Origin of the sequence: Candidatus Tisiphia endosymbiont of Nemotelus uliginosus (genome assembly GCF_964264755.1) — a bacterium.
Lineage (GTDB): Bacteria > Pseudomonadota > Alphaproteobacteria > Rickettsiales > Rickettsiaceae > Tisiphia.
Map to the genome: position 1 here is coordinate 1,071,726 of NZ_OZ183481.1, position 22,287 is coordinate 1,094,012.

The 22,287-nt window shown below is 33.3% G+C and carries 11 protein-coding genes; all 11 read left to right on the top strand.

Going from position 1 to position 22,287, the window contains the following annotated elements; translation table 11 throughout:
* Positions 1-136: 136 nt before the first annotated feature.
* The 11 genes from yidC (at position 137) to ACFELW_RS05610 (ending at position 22,186) form a co-directional block, all read left to right on the top strand.
* Positions 137-1,828, top strand: a complete 1,692-nt coding sequence (gene yidC, locus ACFELW_RS05560; RefSeq protein WP_375329890.1) for a membrane protein insertase YidC — start codon at positions 137-139, stop codon at positions 1,826-1,828.
* Positions 1,818-2,426 carry a ribosome biogenesis GTP-binding protein YihA/YsxC gene (yihA, locus tag ACFELW_RS05565; RefSeq protein WP_341748854.1) on the top strand — a complete coding sequence of 203 codons (609 nt, stop codon included), beginning with the start codon at positions 1,818-1,820 and terminating at the stop codon, positions 2,424-2,426. Before yidC ends, yihA begins: the two co-directional genes overlap by 11 nt.
* Positions 2,380-3,306 (top strand): acetylglutamate kinase, encoded by a 927-nt coding sequence (locus tag ACFELW_RS05570; protein WP_341759312.1) that lies wholly within the window; start codon positions 2,380-2,382, stop codon positions 3,304-3,306. Before yihA ends, ACFELW_RS05570 begins: the two co-directional genes overlap by 47 nt.
* Positions 3,307-3,425: 119 nt before the next feature.
* Complete coding sequence (locus tag ACFELW_RS05575) at positions 3,426-3,713, top strand: VirB3 family type IV secretion system protein (protein WP_375329891.1); 288 nt, start codon at positions 3,426-3,428, stop codon at positions 3,711-3,713.
* A 26-nt stretch (positions 3,714-3,739) separates the two neighbouring features.
* Entirely contained in the window at positions 3,740-6,154 is a 2,415-nt protein-coding gene (locus ACFELW_RS05580; protein WP_375330525.1) for a VirB4 family type IV secretion/conjugal transfer ATPase, read from the top strand.
* Between the two features lie 7 nt (positions 6,155-6,161).
* Positions 6,162-9,200, top strand: a complete 3,039-nt coding sequence (locus tag ACFELW_RS05585) for a type IV secretion system protein (RefSeq protein WP_375329892.1) — start codon at positions 6,162-6,164, stop codon at positions 9,198-9,200.
* Positions 9,187-11,241 (top strand): type IV secretion system protein, encoded by a 2,055-nt coding sequence (locus tag ACFELW_RS05590; protein ID WP_375329893.1) that lies wholly within the window; start codon positions 9,187-9,189, stop codon positions 11,239-11,241. Before ACFELW_RS05585 ends, ACFELW_RS05590 begins: the two co-directional genes overlap by 14 nt.
* Positions 11,242-11,263: 22 nt before the next feature.
* Positions 11,264-14,125 carry a type IV secretion system protein gene (locus tag ACFELW_RS05595; protein ID WP_375329894.1) on the top strand — a complete coding sequence of 954 codons (2,862 nt, stop codon included), beginning with the start codon at positions 11,264-11,266 and terminating at the stop codon, positions 14,123-14,125.
* 44 nt (positions 14,126-14,169) lie between these two features.
* Complete coding sequence (locus tag ACFELW_RS05600) at positions 14,170-16,875, top strand: type IV secretion system protein (RefSeq protein WP_375329895.1); 2,706 nt, start codon at positions 14,170-14,172, stop codon at positions 16,873-16,875.
* 196 nt (positions 16,876-17,071) lie between these two features.
* Complete coding sequence (locus ACFELW_RS05605; RefSeq protein ID WP_375329896.1) at positions 17,072-20,320, top strand: type IV secretion system protein; 3,249 nt, start codon at positions 17,072-17,074, stop codon at positions 20,318-20,320.
* Positions 20,321-21,100: 780 nt separating this feature from the next.
* Positions 21,101-22,186 (top strand): efflux RND transporter periplasmic adaptor subunit, encoded by a 1,086-nt coding sequence (locus tag ACFELW_RS05610; RefSeq protein ID WP_375329897.1) that lies wholly within the window; start codon positions 21,101-21,103, stop codon positions 22,184-22,186.
* Positions 22,187-22,287 lie beyond the last annotated feature (101 nt).

Genomic DNA, 22,287 nt, shown 5'->3' on the forward strand with positions numbered 1-22,287 from the left:
TATTAAATCAATAAATCAAATTTCTTGATTAATTTACTTAAATCTTATAGAACTCATAGGAGTAGTATAATGAATACCCTAAATTTAGGGTTTCCCATTTTATTTTATATAATATAAATTATTTTTTAGACCGGTAATGAATCATAACATAGTTAACTTGGTAGCTGCAATTGTCTTGTCCCTTGGGATTATTTTTGGATGGCAATATTTTTATGATAAACCAAGATTACAAAAATTAGAACAGCAAAATAAAATATATAACAAGCAAGTTCAAGAGTTAAAGAAAAAGAATAATCAAGTAGCAACCCCTAAAGAAGCTGAATCACCTATTTCTACTAAGAGAATTCGGATAGACTCAGAACTACTTTCTGGCTCGATTGCTTTAAAAGGACTCCGGTTTGATGATTTAATTTTGTTGAAATATAAGCAAGATTTATCACCAGACAGTAAACCTGTTGTGTTATTTGCCCATTCTCAGTCAGAAGAAGCTTATTTTGCTGAAATAGGCTGGTTTAACAAGGATAATAGTATTATTCTTCCTGATAGTGAAACTATTTGGCAGGCTGATAATGATCAGTTAACGCCTACAAACCCTGTGAATTTGTCATGGATCAACAAAGATGGGGTTAAATTCTTGGTTACGATAAGTATGGATAGTAATTATTTATTTACCATAGATCAAACTACGGTGAATGATAGCAAAGAACCAATTTCAGTGCAATATTATGGACTAATTAACCGTAAATATATTGGTAAAGAAAAATCAGTTAATATACTACATCAAGGACCAATCGGTGTTATTGATGGTAGGCTTAAAGAACATTCTTTTGACGATTTAAAAGATAAGAAAACTGAGAAATTTCCACAAACTGTTGTTGATTGGGTTGGTATAACCGATAAATATTGGTTATCTTCCTTAATTCCAGATAAAGCTAGTATATATAATTCCAACTTCAATTATGCAATGAAAAACGGTGTTGAAAAATACCAGGTCGACTTCATTTCTTCAACTCAGACTATAGAAGTAGGACAAAAACTCACTATATCGCAAAGATTATTTGCCGGAGCAAAGAAAGTTGACTTATTAGACAAATACGAAAAGCAATATAATATTAAATTATTTGACCGGGCAATTGATTTTGGTTGGTTTTATATAATCACTAAACCACTCTTTAATGTTATGAACTTTTTCTATCATTACGTTGGTAACTTCGGTGTTAGTATCTTGATCGTAACTGTTATTATAAAACTGCTAATGTTTACTTTTGCTAATAAACAATATCGTTCTATGAAAAAAATGAAGAATCTTCAACCTGAAGCAGAGAGAATTAGGGCGTTATATGCTGATGATAAAATGAGACTTAACCAAGAAGTTATGGCGTTGTATAAAAGAGAAAAGGTTAATCCCCTTGCTGGTTGTCTGCCGATTATTGTACAAAGCCCAGTATTGTTCTCAATTTATAAAGTGTTATATGTAACTATCGAGATGCGTCAGGCACCATTTTTTGGTTGGATAAAAGATTTATCTGCTCCTGATCCAACATCAATTTTTAATTTGTTCGGACTATTGCCATTTGCTTGCCCAAGCTTCCTAATGATTGGTGCATGGCCTATTCTCATGGCTCTTACTATGTTCTTATTGCAAAGGATGACTCCACAACAGTCAGCCGATCCAATTCAAGCTCAAGTAATGAAATTTATGCCGCTAGTTTTTTTAGTAATGTTTAGTAGTTTTCCAGTGGGAGTAGTGATTTATTGGTCTTGGAGTAATATTTTATCAATAGCTCAGCAATATTACATTAATAAGCTAGATAAGAATGTCGGTTGATAAGGTTACAAAACTATTTCGGCAAGAGGTAAAATTTATAGCTGGTGTGGCAAAAATAAATCAGTTCCCTAATACATCTGTACCAGAGATTGCCTTTGTTGGTAAATCAAATGTTGGTAAGTCAAGTTTGATTAATAGTATCTGTAATAATTCAAGTATTGCTAAGGTTTCTAATACTCCTGGTCGCACTAGGCAAATAAATTTTTTCTCCCTTATCGATAGACTTATTTTAGTTGATCTTCCTGGATATGGCTTTGCTGAAGTGCCAATATATATCAAACAACAGTGGGAAGTATTAATAACATACTATCTCAGAATGAGTGTAAATCTCAAATTAGTAAATTTGTTGATTGATGCTAGAAGAGGAGTAAAGCAAAATGATATGGAAATTGCTAAATTGTTACTTTCTTGCAATAAAGATTTCCAAATTGTTTTTACCAAGTCAGATAAGGTAACAGATAGAGAAAACCTAACGGCAACAGCACAGAATTTTCTTGCAACTTTGGGCTACTCCTGTAATGTAATTTATACAAGTAGTAGGAGTAAAGAAGGTGCAAAAGAATTGCAGTTTAGTTTGGCAAAATGCATTAAATTATAAAGATAAGGAAGGTAAAGGCTTTGCAGATATCAAAGATACTGCTTTAATTAAAGATATAATAAGACGTAGTAGTGAAGTTAGAGATCAAGTTATGGTATTTAAGCTACCGTCATTAATTATTGATGATGACAAATTATTGACGAGTTTTGCAGAAGTAATACAGTTGCTTGATAGTTGTGACATTAAAATCTTTATAGTGCATGATCATACTAATTTGGTGGATAATACGCTGAAATTATTTGGCTGTGATCAAAAATTTATCGATAATATTAAGGTAGCGGATTATAAAAGCTCACAAATTATAGAAATGGTTTTGTCCGGGTATGTTAATAAGCGTATAGTTTCCAAGCTCTGTAGTTTAGGTTGTTATGCTATTGGTATTTCTTGCAAAGATGCTAATCTTATACAAGCTAAGAAATCAAAATTATTGCATAGAAGAGACCCTAATAAAGATGTAATAGATATTGGGTTTATTAGTGAACCAATTATAGTAAATCCTGAGATTTTAATAAATTTTGAAGATAGTAATATTATTCCGGTTATAGCACCAGTAGCTAGTGATGAAAAAGGTAATACACATCTGCTGGATGTAAATCTGACTGCCTCGACAATTGCTTCCTCATTAGATGCAGATCATTTAGTATTATTATGTGATGGGGTAGAATTTACCGGGGGGAAATATATGCGTGTACAGGATGTTGATGTATTGAAAGAAATGCTGAATGAAGCTGTTGAGCCTAAAAAAATTGATTTAATTGGAGCAGCTTTAAGTGCCATTCAAAACAATACCGATTACGTGCATTTTCTCGATGCAGCTTTCCCTGATTCTATATTATTAAGCATGTTTACAAGTAAAGAACGTGAGTTGCCAATTATATAAAAATATGTGGGCAAAAAAATAAGTAATATTACAAAAATAATGAAAACATCTATTAGTGGAGCATAAAAATCTGCTATATTTATAGATATAACCGAATTGGAGTTAAAAGGGATTAATTTATGTCAGGTAGTTTAGTATCAGATCCGTTATTTGTTGGTTTAACAAGACCGGCAATGATCTTTGGGGTAAGTATAAAGTTTGCAGCACTTAATATGATCATATCTATGTCGTTATTTATTCAAAGTAATAGTATTATGAATTTGCTTGTTGCTTTTGTAATTCATATGATAGGGTATGTAATATGTTTTAAAGAACCAAGATTTATAGAATTGTTGTTAAATAAATCTTCTAAATGTAGCCAGTGTCCTAATAAATCATTCTATGGAGCGAACTCATACGGTATTTAAAAGAACAGTTATAAAATGACAAAATGATAAAATTATCTGTAACAAAAACAGCCAAAGAGTCGAGAGCTAGGAAAGAAAAACCTACTTCTCATTTTATTCCTTATAAGTGCCATTGGGATAGTAATACTATCCTAACCAAAAATAATGAATTATTACAAGTAGTAAAGATAGGGGGATTTTCCTTTGAAACAGCTGATGATGAAGATTTAGATATTAAAAAAAATATCAGGAATTCGTTGCTTAAAAATATGTCATCAGGCAATATTGTGATGTATTTCCATACGATCAGAAGGCGTAGACCAGTAATTTTTGATGAGATTGAATATACCTATGACCCTACCATAAAAGTACCTAATGATTTCACAACTTATTTATCAAATGAATGGCGTAAGAAACATGAGGGTTCTAGGTCGTTTTTTAATGAGTTGTATGTTAGTATCCTTTATAGACCAGATAAAGCTGGAGCGGCTGTAATCGAATACTTCATTAAGAAGCTAATGCAAAAGTCTAATAAATCTACCTGGGAAAATGACATGCGAGAGATGCAGGAAAGTTTGCGAGAGATGTCCTCAAGAGTAGTTAATACATTCCATAGTTACGGTGCCAGACTACTTGGTGTACGCAAATCTAGTAGTGGTTATTGCTGTGATATTATGGAGTTTCTCGGTACTCTGGTGAATTGTGGCTCTTCAATGCAAATGGTCGTTCCCAGAAATTCAATAGACCAATATCTTCCAACCCATAGATTATTTTTTGGTTCTAGATCCATAGAAGCACGTGGTCCAGCGGGTAGAAGATATGCTGGGATACTAAGTATTTTAGAATATGGACCATCTACATCAGCTGGGATATTTGATGGCTTTTTACAAATGCCTTTTGAATTTGTTATGACTCAGAGTTTTATTTTTGCTAATAGAACAGTGGCGATTAATAAAATGCAACTACAACAAAATAGGATGATTCAAGCAGATGATAAGGCGGTATCACAAGTTGCCGAAATCTCTCGAGCACTTGATATGGCTACCAGTGGTGATATTGGTTTTGGAGAACACCATTTTTCACTTCTATGCTCTGATAGTAATTTAAAATCCCTTGAAGATACCTTATCTATGGCTTCTGTTGAACTCTCCAACTCTGGAATTCAACCTGTTAGGGAAAAAATTAATATGGAGCCAAGTTATTGGGGACAGCTTCCTGGAAATATGGATTATATAGTAAGGGGGTCGACTATCAATACTTTAAACATGGCTAGTTTTGCATCTATGCATAATTATCCATTAGGTAAGGTTTTTAATAATCACTGGGGAGAATATGTAACTGTACTCGATACTACTTCAGGTACTCCTTTTTATTTCAGTTTTCATGTTCGGGATGTTGGGCATAGTTTGATTATTGGTCCAACTGGAGCTGGTAAAACAGTGCTAATGAATTTTTTATGTGCCCAAGCACAAAAATTTAAACCTAGAATGTTCTTTTTTGATAAAGATCACGGTGCTGAAATATTTATTAGATCACTTAACGGGGTTTATACCACCATTGATCCGGGGGGAGAATGTAACTTTAATCCTTTGCAACTTGATGATACTGGAGAGAATAGAACATTTATATTAGAGTGGCTTAAAGTACTGGTTACTTCTAATGGAGAGTCGCTATCATCAGAAGATAATAAGACTTTATCACAAGCAGTAATCGGTAATTTTAAGCTGGAAAAGAAAGATAGAAGGTTAAAAAATGTTGTAGCATTTTTAGGCATTGATGGTCCTAATAGTTTGGCAGGTAGAATTGCTATGTGGGTTGGGAGAGGTTCGCATGCCAGAATATTTGATAATGAGACAGATAATATTGATTTACAGAAAGCTCGAGTATTTGGTTTTGATATGACAGAGTTGTTAAAAGATCCAGTTAGTCTTGCTCCTGTATTATTATACATCTTCCATAGAATTAGTATTTCTTTAGATGGTCAAAGAACTATGATAGTTCTTGATGAGGCATGGGCTTTGATTGATAATCCGGTATTTGCTCCGAAAATTAAGGACTGGCTAAAAGTTTTGCGTAAGTTAAATACTTTTGTAATTTTTGCTACCCAAAGCGTTGAAGATGCAGCTAAAAGCAGAATCAGCGATACTCTGATTCAACAAACCGCAACCCAAATATTTTTACCCAATCTTAAGGCAACTGATATTTATCGTAGTGCCTTTATGCTTAGTCAACGTGAATATATTTTAATAAAAACTACAGATCCAACATCACGTTATTTTTTAATAAAACAGGGAGTAGATGCGGTTGTTGCTAAAATAAACCTAGATGGTATGAATGATATTATTAATGTTCTTTCTGGTCGGGTTGAAACGGTGTTATTGTTGGATCGGATTAGAGGGCAATATGGTGATGATCCTGAAAAATGGTTGCCTATATTTTATGAGGAAGTAAAGTCACTTTAGTTAATTTATGCATTACAAACATAGAAAATCACCAACTAGATTGACTTATGCAGGAAGTCTATTTTATGGTGCTAAAACATTTGTTAGGATATTAATTTTATGTAGTACATTAAATTTTACTATTATCCATAATAGTTATGCAGAAGAAAAAGATGCTTTAGGTACTATAATTGGTACTCTTTCAAGTTTGACCTGTGAAACTGGGGGTGTGGGTGACTTATTACGTACAGAATTTTCTCACACTTGTATACCAGGGTCGTTTTTTTCCTTTGCTACTGCGAATATAATCTCGCCAGGGGTTTATGCTAATACGATGCTGCGTCTTAAAATAAATGATCATGAATTATTTGATGGAGATTACCCTGGGGGGCAGTGTGCAAGAAATAATAAAATTGATCCAAACGATCCCAAATTAACCTTTGCATTCTGCAATAATATTAAGCTACAAACTTCTAGGGTAAAGGCAATAGGTAATTCTGCCATTGCTATTGCTAAAGCCGTATTAACCGGTTCTGATCCATGGCATGATATTATGGATGCTTGGAAAGATAATAAGGGCGAATTTCATGTTATTTATAAGGATCAAAAAGATGGTGATACCGGTGTAATGTTAGACGTGCTTTTGCCAGTTGTTTTTAAAGTAGTAAGGCAAAAGGATACTATGTGTGTAGCTGCTCCTACTATATTGGCAGATTGGGTGCCGGTTGGTTGTAAGTATATTAGAGAACCCCAACCTGAATCTATATATGCGTCTTTTATGAATCTTAGTGATAATTCTCAAAATGGTTCTAACAAAACTGCTACTGATCCAATGGCAATAGTTGATTGTGGTTTATCAGCCTCTAGTTGTTACCAAAGGGCTTATAATAATTCTAAGACAGCTATAGTTATCTATGCTCCATTAATCGAATGTATTAAAGAAATGACCGCAAGATTACTGATTAGTAAAGATGTTTGTACATTTGATGATGTTAATAAAGTGGTTAATTCTAGTAAAAGGGAGAGTAGTGTATTATTTCAATTCCAGCGTAATATGCACAGAACTGTCACTGCTTTATTAACTATATATGTAATTTTCTTTGGTTTTAAAATCATACTTTCTAGTGAAATTCCACCTAAAAATGAAATAATTAATTTTATATTAAAAATGTTATTTGTAACCTATTTCTCTGTAGGTATAAATATTACTCCCAATAGTGGTTCTGACTATAATCGACTAGATGGTATGGTGCAATGGGCTTTTCCTTTGTTATTAGGAGGAATAGATACGCTTGGTGGTTGGGTTATGAATTCTGCCCCATCAGATTTGTGTAAATTTAACCCTGAAGATTATAGCGATAAAAGTCTTTCTTATCTGCCATTATGGGATGCATTAGATTGTCGAGTAAGTCATTATTTGGGATTAGATATACTATCAACGATGATGGTAGAAAATCAATATAGAAATCATGATTTCAAGAGTTTTGACTTCTTTAGTTTCTCAGCCCCACCTTATGTATATTTACTGATTCCTGCTATTATTTCAGGTAACATGACTCTTGTATCTTTAGCACTTTCTTATCCTTTATTAGTGATTTCTGTTGGAGCATTTATGGTGAATGCTACAGTGATGTGCATGATATCTATAGTAATATTGGGTGTTTTAGCACCTCTTTTCGTACCAATGTTTTTATTTGAATATACACGAGGTTACTTTGAATCGTGGGTAAAATTGCTAATATCATTTTTGTTACAGCCTATGGTGGTGGTGACCTTTATGATTATAATGTTTTCGGTTTACGATGTTGGTTTTTATGGTCACTGTAAATATACAAGTAAAACCATAAACAATAGTATAGAAAGTGGTGGCGACGGAAAAAGAGCTGTGAAAATATTTTTTGTTAATAATGATTGGAGTAATTATAAAGAAGAAGATGTTAAAAGCTGTAAGAATAGCCTAGGTTATATGCTTAATAATCCACTTGCAACAGTTGTTGATTTTGCTAAAGATAACCTAAATGAGATGCTTAAAGAAAAGCCAGGAAGTGGTAGTACAGATAGTTATTTATCTAAATTTCAGTTTCTGCAGGGTATTGTTATGGGACCCGGTATGTTCTTTGTATCACCAAAATTAATTTTTGAAAAAATTAAAGATATTGTGTTAGCGTTAATTACTGCCTGCTTTACTTTGTATTTAATGTATCATCTTAGTGCTCAATTGGCAGAATTTGCAGCTGATATGACCGAGGGTGTGGCACTTAGTAGTGTTGCCATTCATCCGCAAGCAATATTTAAAGCTGGTATGGCTGCTATTGGAGCAGCTGGAAACATGGCAGGAGATAAAGCAGCTGGAGCTGGTGGGGGTGCTGGAGCTAAGGATATGATGGGAGGAAAAGGAGGAGGAAGTGATGGATTGACCGGAGATAGTGCAGCTACTGGCGGTGAATCAGCAGGAGATACTGTAAGCACCGGTGGTTCTGCTGAAGCGACTGGAGCAGCGGGAGGAGATACCGTAAGCACTGGCGGTTCCTCTGGAGCTGCTGGAACAGTAGGAGGAACGATTAAGTCTTTAGGTAGTAGTGGTGCTTCTCTACCAATTCGTCATATCACAGAAGCTACTACAGATGGTGTAACTGAAGGAGGGTCTTCAAGTACAGCAGGATCTTCAAAGGAATCAAGAGTTAGTTTGGAGAATAATAGTGAACTTATTATACCTCCAACTACTAAAATGGTAGAAACAGACGATACTATTAATAAATCATCACAGGTAGCTACAAATAAACAAGAATTAGGAAAAACGCCAAACAAAGCAAAAGAAAAAAAATCATATGGATTAGTTCCTAAAACTTCGAAAGAAATGGAGAATCACACCTTAAAACCTGGAGATACTGGTTACGTTAAACAAGAAATAAGAAATCGTGAAATAAAAGATAGAAATGCTAAATTAGAGGAACAGGCATTTAAAGATTTCAAAGCAAAATCTATTAAAAATAGAGCAGCTAGACAAGTTACAGCTGATAGTGCTAATGCAAAAGTAAAAAAAGATGGCTCTGATGAAAATTCATAAAGCCATACAAATTTTTATACAATTTTGCTTAATATTTTTTGCAGTTGAGGTTTTTGCTGGTTATGGAGAGCTTTGTCCATCAGCCTCATTTGGAACCAATGATTATTTAAAGAGAAGTACTGCTTACGGTCATATTATGTTTAGTATTGATATGACCAACCCTCTTGCTCCTGATGCTTGCGATCCAAGTGATGCAAGATTTAAATTTTGTCTAAAAAATAAAGAAGGAAGTCCTAAAGAATGTACAGTTATTACTCTTAATCTAAATGACTCTAAGACTCTCGGTGAGTTAAGTGATGATAATCCTGATTTAGGTGGAAACAGTTTGTTGAAGGATATTATTCTGACAGTAAAAATTGTTGATAAACGCTTATTGTGCCTGGTCATGTCTACTTCAAAAGGACCATTGCCATTGGCTTGTAAGAATACTACCACACCAGCTCCGCCATTGCCGCCAGATGAACAATGTCGGAATATAGGCAAAACTTGTTATATGGGTACTACCAGAAGTCAGTCATTATTTAATTTTTCTGGGTTAGCTGTAGATTGCATGAAGGAAACTCTGGATAAAGTTTTTTTCCGTTATAGTAACTGTAACCCAAAAAATGATAAAGTTAGTTTGATTGCCCTTAATCCATTCTCGACCTTTCAAGAATCTTTGAAAGTATCTATTAGGGCAGCGTTAATATTATATATTATGTTTTTTGCTGTTAATATGATTCTAAGCAAGGAATATGGTAATTTAGATAAAATAGCAACTTTTGTTATGAAACTAATAATGGTGACTTATTTTGCTACAGGTATTGGACCAGCTTATTTTAAGGGTGGTAAAGAAACTACTGACAATGGGATGTTGCAGTATGGTTTACCGTTACTTACTGAACTTACTCCACAATTTGCCCAAATAGTTTTTAATTCTGGTGGTTCTAGAGGGTTATGTGAATTTGATGCTAAGGAATATAAAAATGGTTATAGTTTTTATGCCCTTTGGGATGCTGTTGATTGTCGGATAGCTTATTATTTGGGTATGGGGTTAATCTATAATACAGAAGCTATTTTAAATGAAGCTATTTTAAATAAAGTTCCTAATACTGTGTCGGGCGATACTAAAGGTACTGCTTTGAATAAGGAAGATTTTAAAAAACCTGGTAGTGAAGCTCCGGATGATTTGGGTAAGGTAGGGGCATTCAGATTTTTTACTGTATTATTTGGCTTTTTATTAGCTGGTAATATCATAATAGTAGTATCTGGGTTAATATTTTCTGTAATATTTATCTCAATAATTTTATATTTTTTAACCCATTACCTAGTATGTTTAGTTACCATATATGTCATGACCTATATTTCTCCTATATTTATTCCTATGGCTTTATTTACCAGAACCAAAGCATATTTTGACGCATGGCTAAAAATTTGTATATCTTGTGCATTGCAGCCTGCGGTAATAGCTGGTTTTATTGCCTTGCTGCTTACTATGTACGATTCGGCAATATACAAGAATTGTCAGTTTATGAGGCATGACTATGTACATAATGAGGTTCAGTTTAGTACTTTTGAGCTTAGATTGCCAATAGATAAGCCTGAAGATTGTAGAAATAGTGCTGGGTATAAATTATTACAATATTATTCAGGAGTAGGTTGGGAAAAGCATCTTTTAAGTTTTTTCCCAATTAAATCAATTGTGACGGATATTTTCTCATTGATGATAGATTTACTATATGTACTAGTTTTCTCAATTATTTTTTATTATTTCTCAAAATCAATTAGTCAGTTTGCAGCTGAGCTTACTGGAGGTCCGATCATGGATTCTGTAACAGCCAGTCCTACTAAGATAGTTGACATGGTTAAAAAAGGGATAGACTTTATTGCAGATGCTTCAGAAAAATCAAGCGGAAAAGTACCCGAAAAAAATCCTGAAGAAAAACCAAGGAAAGGAGGGGAAGAAGCAAAAGATTCTAGTAGTGGTGGTATGGGTGGAGGTGGTAGCGATATGGGTGCAGGTGGTGGCGGTGGTGGTATGAGTCCTGGTGGTGCTGGGTAATGGTTAACTTGGATATTATCATATGAAAGGAAATTTATCAAAACTTATAATGTTACTAGGTCTAATTGCTTTATTGGTTAGCCTTGTTATGGTAGTGCTTGCGATGATAGGATCAGTAAAAATTACTAATGGTTGTCTTATGAGATATGATGACACACAGGGTGGTAATACCGATTATATTACTAATACAGTAATGCTTAACGCAACAGGAAACTATACTGTTATTACTGAAACAAACCCAGATGGTTCGCTCAATACTAAGTATGATCCTAAGCATTACGGAGAATGGTTAAATACTAACCTAGCTGTTACAAATGGGCAGGAGATTCAGTTTTCAATAAAAGGGAATATAAGTCTCTGCAGGGCTTATATTCCCCCAAATAATATCCAACAACTTTCAGATTTGGATAGTAATGGTAACAGAATTGCCATTCCTAGGGTTGAAGAAACTAATGTGGAACCGTTATCTTTAATTTTTGATGCTAAAACTGATGAATGGCGAAATATAGCTGAATTATTTGTTAATGATGAGGTTGTAATATCAATTTTGCCGGATCAAAAAAAATTGCCAGATATGGTTAATGTTAGTGTAAAAAATATCTTTAAGTTTGTTAAGCAAGATGGTGAATCTAAAAATTTTATAGAAACAGCAGATTGCTCAGAAAGAAAGAGAAAATACAGTCCATTATGTGGTAGATATTCAATATATTATGGGGAGTATGTTAGTGGTTGTAAATGGGTTGATGGTTTATATAATGGACCCAGTACAAGACACTGTCCTTCCGCTTGTTTTTTGGGTTGTATGGAACTAATTGGTGATTTTTGTACTGTAGCGTTTGGTTGTTGTGCAACCTATAGCTGCCCTAAAAACGGGGCTTGGGTTAATGATATGAAGGAAGCACCAGAACCTTATCGAGATGATGATTTTTTTACATCTCCTTGGTCTAATAATGTTGGAAAATTATTTACGGATTTTCATCCGGAATGTTCTCATAATTTAAATATTCCATCTTCTACATGCCCAGATGTTGATCATAGTATTAAAGATAAAGAGTATATAGAAGGAGATTATCAGAAAAAAAGACATTTTTGGTATGCTGCTCCAACAGGTCTATTATACAGAATCGATAATAGTGGGACTCCATCTAAATCTCCAGGAACAGGCTATGCATTTGCTAAAATAAATGATAAAGACAAGGAGAATGATTCAGGAAATGATAGTAAGGTGGTTAATAGTAAATATCAAATTATTTTTAACGATATTATAACCGCTACAGCAAAAAGCTATTTACAATATCGTTTTTGGTCAAAATATTCTGACTATAGCCAAAATACTGGTGGTTATGTGTTAAATATTAAGCAAACTAAATGTCGAAGAAGTAATGGTAATAGTTTTGATGATGTTATAGAGAATCGAGGTAGAGTACAGTATTTAATAATGCCATATGGTGAAAATCCTAATAAAACTAGTACAATTTATAGCACTACTAATATTCAAGTGAAAGATGCCGATGGTAATGCAAAAATTACGGCGAATGATACTGGATATTTATGGATGAGAATTTACAATGCACAAGAGGATTATAAAGAAAGTTATGGTAGGTACAAAGTAGAATTTCGTACATCACAAAAGGTGGGTAGCTTTACTTTTAATGTTCTAAATCCTTTATTTGAGTTGTTAAAAGGAAAAATCAAGGATGCTGCGGTAACAATTTTTAAGAATATGACTTGCTATGGTGGTGGAACTACTACTTGTAGTAACTTTTTTAACTATATAAAAGCAGTGTTAATTCTTTACGTTATGTTATATGGGGCAATGTTTTTACTAGGTATGGTTAAAATCAATCAACAGGATTTGGTAATTAGGATAGCAAAAATTGCCATAGTTAGTGGATTAATGAATGAGAGTACTTTTAGATTTTTTAATGAATATATATTTGATTTTATCACTAATTTTTCAGATGGGATAATCTCTAATATGAGTGGTTATAGTATGTTTTCATCTACGGATAAGATATCAAATCCTTTTATGTTCTTAGATGCATTAATGAGTAAAATATTATTTAGTAAAACTTTTGCTGGTCAAGTGCTATCTTTATTATCAATGGGCCTTAGTGGACTGATTTATTTTGTTATACTATTTATTAGTGTAATTATAGTAATCATTACCGTTCTTCGGGCGGTAGCAGTTTATATTATGGCATTTATGGCAACAGCTTTATTAATCGGCATAGCTCCACTATTTCTTACATTTATGCTATTTGATTTTACTAGATATTTATTTGATAATTGGGTGCGATTTACTTTTAGATATATGATAGAACCGGTAATCTTAATGGCAGGAATTATTATACTTACTCAGTTGTTTACAATTTACTTGGATTTTACAACTGGTTATAGTGTATGTTGGAAATGTGCTTTACCTATAAAAATTCCATTTCCTGCTATTCCAGGTCTTCCTGCGATTTTCTCTAATTTAGAGATTTTTTGTATCAATTGGTTTGCACCTTGGGGGATGGATCCTCGTTCTGGGATGATGGGCTTGAATATGCAACATTATATTGCCTTAATCATCATTTCCTATGGAATGTATGGTTATGTTGAATTTTCTGGGCAAATGGTGGCAAAATTGACTAGTACTGCTGGACCTTCTGCTACATCTATGGGGCAAAATATGTCATCGGCAATGGAGCAAGGAGCTTTGAAAAAAGTTGGTTTAGACAAACAAGGAAGAGAGGCAATCAAGCAAGATGCTAGTAAAAGATTAAAAGATAGGAATAAAGCTCTTGATAAGGGTAATAAAGCTAGATCAAAAATTGATACCAAGGATGGAAAAGATAAGGATCAAAATCCAAGTAGTAGTGGTGGTAAGAAGGGGGAATAGTGAAAGTATTTCTAATACGAATCCCAATTAATTAAGTGAATAGGATGAGAAATTTTAAGTATCTAATTTTATTGGTAGATTTACTACTTAAGGGGCAAATATTTATTGCCTTAGTAGTTCTCTTAGCCTTCCATCCTGCCAAAGCCGATGATAGTAAATATGATTGGATGAATGCGACTTTAGGAGGGCTTAGTGCTTTATTTTCATCATGCCTAGAAGTACCAAAATTTCATAGTTTCCAAGAAGGTAGGATTTCTTTAGACCTTGCAAAACCAAATATATGGAATTCTACCGGTAATTATGTCAAAAAAGATAAAACAATTAAGTTTGAATGGAGTACTAGTGGGGCTGTAAGCAGTCCAAGAAAATATCTGGTGATTTATCGTATAGATCCAAGGTTCGATAGACCTCAAATATTTATTAAAACTTTTAATTATTCAACTAATAAGTATGAAGCTACTAATTTTCCCAAATTTAATACAACTGATCCAACTAAAGATTGGACTAGTTTGGCATTTTACAAAATGCAAAGTTATGTAGACTATTTTGCTAAAAATAGACAAAAAATTCGTGTGGAAAAAGGTGATGTAATAAACATAACTCTTGCAGCAGCAGGAGAGTTTTTTAGTGCAGCTACTGATAAGGATTTGGTAAATAAAGAACTTGATAATAATATATTGGCAGTCCCGTCACTTTATACCAATAGTAACCTTGATAATAAAATACTATATTCAACTGCAGAAAGATTGTGTGATTCTATTGATCCCTCAAGAAAGAGCATAGAGTGTAGTGGTACTGAGACAAATACCAAGTATAAGATATTAGATAAGCTAATATTAGTTGGTAAGCCATTAACTCAAGCCTCTATACAAAATATGAGTAACTTAGGTATTACAGCTTGTCCTGATTCTGCCAATGATAAGAACAACACCCCCATGTGCTTCTATGATCAAGGGCGAGGGATGAGGATATTAGTAAGTAATCAGATCGTAAAGAGAGAAGCAGAAAGTTTTGTATATTCTAAATTTTTAAAAAAGAATTTCTTATATTATAAATCTGATATTGCCGGGGATTTAAATTTTTCAACTAGCTGGTTAATTCAAGGTATGTTTACTGCTTTAGACAAACCCCTAATGAGCGATTGGAATAGTTTTACTAATCTTAATGAGCTTAATTCTTATATTAATAGCTCCAATGTAGATTTGAGTGCTAGTTTCTTACATTTTGGACGCTACATTATGGTTGTGGAAATAGGTAACGGTGATAAGGTTATTAGTGATGCACAACAAAAAAACATAGAAATTGAATATATTATAACGAACGATGGTGGAACGCCAACCGAATCAACCGTGGGTACACAAATTGCCCAAGATTTTTCAATTGATGCTGAAAAAGATGGCTATTTATGGGTTAGAGTCAAGAACCCTAATAAAGAGGTAATGGGAGAAATTAGTGTAAATTATGCTAATTACACTGGGGGTACTTGGTTTTCAGATATCGTATATAAAGGAGCCGTTAAACCTATTACTGATAGTTTTCATAATTGTACTTGGCATTTCTATACTAAACTAACTAAAAACGTAACATTACAACGAATCATCAAATCGGCATTAATTCTCTACGTAATGATATATGCGTTAACCTTTTTAGCGGGTGCTACCCAAATAACTGCTAAGGACTTATTAACGAGAATTATCAAAATAACTTTAATAGTAATCCTAATAGGAGAGAATAGTTGGAGCTTTTTTAATGATTATTTATTTAGTGCCTTTATTGAGGGTACTGACTATATAATGAGCAATGTATCAGGACTCACTAGTTCTAAGTCTAATATTTTCGGTTTTATTGATCCAATATTTGACAAATATACCAATGGTCGATTTTGGTTATTACTATTTATACAGCTATTACAAATCCATAATGGTCTTACTATTGTTGCTATCATAACTATTTATTCTCTTATACTTTACTTCAGAGCTATTTTGGAAGTCATCATAGGTTACGTTATAGCGTATATTGGTCTTTCAGTGATGATATCTTTAGCACAATTCTTTATAATCTTGGTACTATTTGAAAAAACGAAAAGTATCTTTGATAACTGGCTATCTACTTTATTTAGTTATATGATGCAACCAAGCATATTATTAATATTTTTTCTATTAATAGATCAGGTAATGTCTGAGCAACTTTTAAAAATTGTGGTTAGAGCATGTTGGAATCCAGAATTCTTACCAATAGCTATAGGTTTAGATTTAACACATATAGATATACCAATTAATTTTTCTTTTAGTTTGCCATTTTTACCTGGGATACCTTTTTTTAGTCCATCAGTTGCAGAAATTAATGATTTAGACACTTTATTAAATTCTACAGGTACATTTTTGGTAATATTTACCAGTTGTTTGTTATTCTATGCTTATTGCCTAATGGCTCATGGGCTTGTGGATTATGTTACTAAAGTGGTTGTCCTATTGACTAATGTACAACCTGCAAGGCGGGAGGGGAATTTCCAAGAGCCTGATAATCCTACAAAATCTATTATGCAGGATATGGGAACTGTAGCAAAACCTATTAAGGATGTAGCTCTTGCCCCAGCGAGAATATTTAAAGACAAGGTAATCGATCAAAATTATAGAGCAAAGGGTAGAGAGGACTCTGAAAATAAAAAAGAATATACAGGCAAAATATTTGCCTCAAGACATGATTCAGATGGTGGTGGAGCAGGTGGTGTATCTAATAAAACAGAATAATTACTATAGTCTGGCATCATTGCAAGGAGCTACTTTAGTAGCATTGAAGCAATCCATAAAAATTAATATAATATGGATTGCCGCGTCGCCGCAAAGCGGCTCCTCGCTAATGACGGCTTGTACTTTTCTACAACTTTTAAATTGTCACGGGGTTTATGCGTAAGGTGAGTTACTATTTAAGTCTAGGTTTTTCTAAATGAAGAATATTTTTGTTATTTTATTAATTTCTATATTTTGCCTTTCAGGGTGTACTGGGGATAGGTGCATTGATGCAGATGATTTTGGCTTTATAAAATTTGTAATTTCTTCAAGATATAAAAAAGAAGAGTTAAGTGGGCAACAACAAGATAATCAATCTGCTCCTTGGGTTGATACTGGATATAATGTAAATGGTCAACCACTGACTATCTTGGTAAAAACTTGGGATTTTGCTAAAGGAGATAAAAATAGCCCTTCAGAGTTATCAGCTTGGTGTGCATGGTATGGTCAAGAAAATAATACCAATACTTTATCTGAATTTTGTAAAAGATTACAAGAATGCCAATTTAGAGATGGTAAGATGTGTACTAATAGTAAAGATGCTAAAGTTAGTAATGCACCATGCTTATTTAAAAATGGAGTGGGGCTATATTTATTGATTGCTGAAAGTAATACAAATCCTAATCTTTCATTGGATACCCAACGTACACCAAAAGGAATTACCGCCCATCTTGGTGAGCCTATGGTTGGTCATACATTTTATGATCTTAATAAAAGAGGTGAATTAGTAAAAGCTGGAGGGATAAGTTATAAATATGATGAAGATCAAGGTAAAAAAAAGCAATACGATAAATCTCCATTATATTTCAAGATTTTAGATAAGTTTTACGATGATAATAATGGTCAGTATCGTGTAGTTATTAAATCTGGGGTTAATGATACTAGACCAGATCCTATTGACTTTTTAGTAAATTTAATAAAAGTTGAGTTATTTGGTAAAGGAGAGGAACATGGGTTAGTTAGGAAAATTTACGAAAATATTATTAAAAAACCAGGATATCGTTTATCTGTTTCGGCTTTGTTGACTTTGTATGTTATATTTACAGGCTTTTCTTTTCTGATTGGCAATGTTAATCTTACACATACCGAATTAATAATCAGAATATTAAAAGTTAGTATAGTATCTACTTTACTTAGCTCCACTAGTAGTTGGCAATTTTTTCATGATTATTTGTTTGTGTTTTTTGTAGAAGGGGTAGAGCAAATATTACAAATAATTAAACAGACTGCTGCGATCGGGCCAGGTTCTTGGAGTATAATAGGCTTGATGATTGCTCCACAAACTATGGCAAAATTATTTTCATTACTGTTCGTCGATCCATTAGGGTTTATATATATAATTCTATTCTTGATAGCTCTTTATTATATCTTCATGATGGTATTTAAGGCTACTGTTATATATCTTACGGCATTGATAATTATTGGGATGATTATCATAATGGCACCAATATTCATCTGCTTTATGTTATTTGGTATTACCCGTTCATTGTTTGAGAACTGGTTAAGGCAGCTAATATCATATGCTATACAACCGATTATATTATTTACTGGTTTAGCGTTTATTTCAATGATTATTAGAACAGAGATATATTCTTCACTTGGTTTTGGTGTATGTAAGTATGACTTCCCAAATTTAGGTCCAATAAATGAACTATTTGGTAGTATTAATGAAGACCTAGATACTAGTCTTGGAGACTCGATATTTTATTGGTGGTTTCCATCTCCAATGAAAGGTAACCAATTTAGTAAAGCAAGAGCTGATATATTAGTACCTGTTGATCATCGTGTAAGGGATAATTCGCCAGAAGGTAGTTCTCCGGAGGGTAGAATATGTTCAGCTTATGAATGTCAGGAGAATAGATATATTGAGTTACCATTTTTAGATCCAGTCAAAGATTTAGCAAGAATTAACAACTTTTTTAATGGTAAATTTGTTCAGCTGGATGGATTATTGTTAATTTTTGTATGTGTTTATTTACTAAGTAAATTTAATGATATAGCTGTTTCAAGTGCTAAATTCTTATCTAGCACATCAGGTAATTTGACAAATTTACAAGGAGTTGGACAAAGTGCCTTTACCCCTATTCAGCAACAAATAGAGAGACCCACAAACTATGCTTTCGGTGCTGTCAAGAAAAGGGTAGATCAAGGACTTGAAATGATAACAATGCCTGTTGCTATATGGTATGAGGAAAAAATGATGGGGGGTGTAGCACGAGAGGCACTTGACCCCAAATCAGTAAATTCGAGTGTTTTAAGTGAAGTAAAAAGAAATTACGGTATAGACTATAAAGACGTTAATGTTAAAGCTGAAAGTGATTATCACAGAGCTATTAACGAGGTTATGAAAACCATTAAACCTGATGAACCAGTTAAAGAATTTACTGGCAGTAGTTATTCAGAACTTCGAGATCATTTAGCAGCTCTTAAATTTGGTGAAGGTAAAAAATATGATTCTCTTAATGAAGATCAAAAGAAACAACTTAATGAGTTAATGAAAACTAAAGATGGTAAGAGTTTACGAGAATTAGCCAGTGATGTAAAGTTTACCAAAGATTTCCAGCAGGCTTATATGAACTCGCATAAAGAAATGTCAAAAAGAGGAGTAGGATTATTTGGTAAAAATATAGCCCCTCTCAGAAGTTGGCAAGAGATGAACAAGCGCGTTGATGAAAAGAGAGCGTTACGGGATAGAAAACGTAGGAATATAGGGGAGAAAATATATGCTGGTTATGAAGGGTTAAAGCGGGAAGCTCTGACTGCTATTGTTGGTAAAGATTTACGGGATGCTTTTGAGGGTAACTTGACTGGGGCTGAGTGGGAAGATTTTAATTATAATGATCCAAGACTTAGAACCCATAATGAATCACTTGAGGATGAACAACGATCTTTGGAATATCAAAAACTTAAGACCAAAATCAATAAAGAGACTATTGCTGTTCAGGAAGATATTTCATCTCCTGAATATCTAGCTAGACTTGAATTACAGGGTAGAACAACAGATATTGATTATTATGAACAATTAACCAACAAAGAGCTTTCCTTTCAGGTATATAATGCTCTTGCTCAAGGTGAAAATGATGGAGAAAGTCCAGTATTAATGGGGGAAAGATTTATGCGAGAGAAAGCAACAGATACTCAAACTCGTGAAATGATTGACAATGCCCATAAGATTGAGCAAAGAATGATTGATGAGGATAGATATATACGCAGACAAGAACATTATGATATTATGCGTGAGAGAGCCCAAGCCAATGGTGATAACCAATCTTTAGAGTATAGCGAAGCAGTATTGAAAAAAATAGAAGAAAGAAAAGAGCATATTAAAAAGGAAATTAAATCTCATATTGATGGAATTAATCAATACCGCTTAGCTGCTAAAATGTCTAAATATGAAAAAGATTAGATGAATTTATAGGATCATTTGAGTATATATCGATAGTACCCTACATTTTTTTTTCTATTTTCTTATGATAAAAAATCTGATCGCTAAGAGTCATTGCGAGGAGCCGCTTTGCGGCGACGCGGCAATCCCCAAAATGCCCAGGAATGGATCGCTTCTAGGCTCATGCTTTCTCGCAATGACATCTTGTACTTTAACTTTTTCTTTGTGAATACTCACCGTAAATTTCTGTGAAATCCTTGACATTTATTAATTATTTCGTGATAATATATTAAAATTATGTAAGAATAATAAAGATATAAAGTTTATACAGACTATCAGGTTACGAGTAAAGAGTTATATAGCTAACCCGTTAATGTTTTAGATAGCTTCTCCGTCTTTAGCTACGAAGCAATCCAAAAAAGTAACCATAAAGGATTGCTTTATCGGCTTACGCTTTCTTGCAATGACGTTTGGGATATCTAAAACTTATTCGGGTTTATAAGAAACTATTTGTAAGTGTTATTTTCTTATGATTCCCAAATATATTAAAGTAATCATCAAATTTATATTTTTTCAATAACATAATAATTTAACTTGACAATAAATTTTTAATGTATATATTTCATCGTATAAACCGGATAAAACGGATGAAAAGTAGTCGGTTTAGCTATTCTTTTAGGAGTTGTAAAATAATAACTCTTATAAATCATAGTGTGTTTAATTAAATAACATAGAGTTATAAGAAACTAATTTGTAAGTGTTGTTTTCTTACGACTCATAAGGCAGGTAGATATGGCGTTAATGAGTCGAAGAAAAGTTATATATGGGATATTATTTGTTATAACAGCGATTGTTGTGGTGATAGTTTTTATCAAAAAAGCAAATGATAAACAAATCCCCGCTCAGCAAGTTGATAATCAAGCGACCATGGTTCCTGTTGAGGTGGTTAAGGCTCAATATTCAGAAGAAACAAATGATATATTGGTTACAACGGGCAAAACCTTGCCATATGAAACACATGCAGTTAAAGTCAATGTAACAGGGAGAATTAAAGAGCTTGATTTGCCGATAGGTAGTTATGTCAATAAAGGTGATATTTTAGCAGTATTAGATACCACGCAAATTGACTACCTGATTGCACTGGCAAATGAAGAGTATCGTCTTAAAGAGAAAAAAGCTAATGCGATGAAACAGCTATCAGATAAGAATCTCATTAGCTATACAGAATATGTAAACCATCGCATAGAATATCTTGATGCTAAACATAAATATTATACATTACTTGATGACAAGACCAATCATTATATTGTTGCTCCGTTAAGTGGCGTTGTTGAACGAAAACTTGTTGCTGACGGAGAGCTTGTTACACAAAAGGATAAAATTGCCGTTCTTTACGATATTCATATTATCAAGGTTGCATTTGAGCTCGATGAGAGCGACTATCAGAAATTTAAAAGTTCTCCGGATAGCTATGTTAACATCTATATTCCTGCTTTAGATTTAGCCCTTAAACTAAGCGATTTTAAAACTTCAGAAATTGCTCAAGAGAAGAATCACTCAGTCTATATTGAGGCGTTTATTCCAAATGATGACAATTCAATCACGCCTGGCTTATTTGTTAATGTAAATGTTGTTTTCAATAGCAATAAGCAACGGATAAAATTACCAAACTCAGCTATCTTTTTTGAATCCTATTATTTTGTCTACGTTATTGAAAATAATATAGCTAAAAAAGTAAAGGTTGAAATAGGTGATAGTGATAGTCAAAGTGTAGAGGTAGTTAGTGGCATCAAACCAAATGACCAAGTGGTTATTTCAGGAAAAAAGGGATTGGGTGATGGGGCTAAGGTTCTGATTGAAGATGAGACAACTAGGTCAGAATTATAATATAAGAATAATGAAAATAGCTATTAGTGGATCATAAAAATCTGCTATATTATAGAATAGTTAGTAATAGGGTAATGTTAACCTTCCCCTTATTTATATTG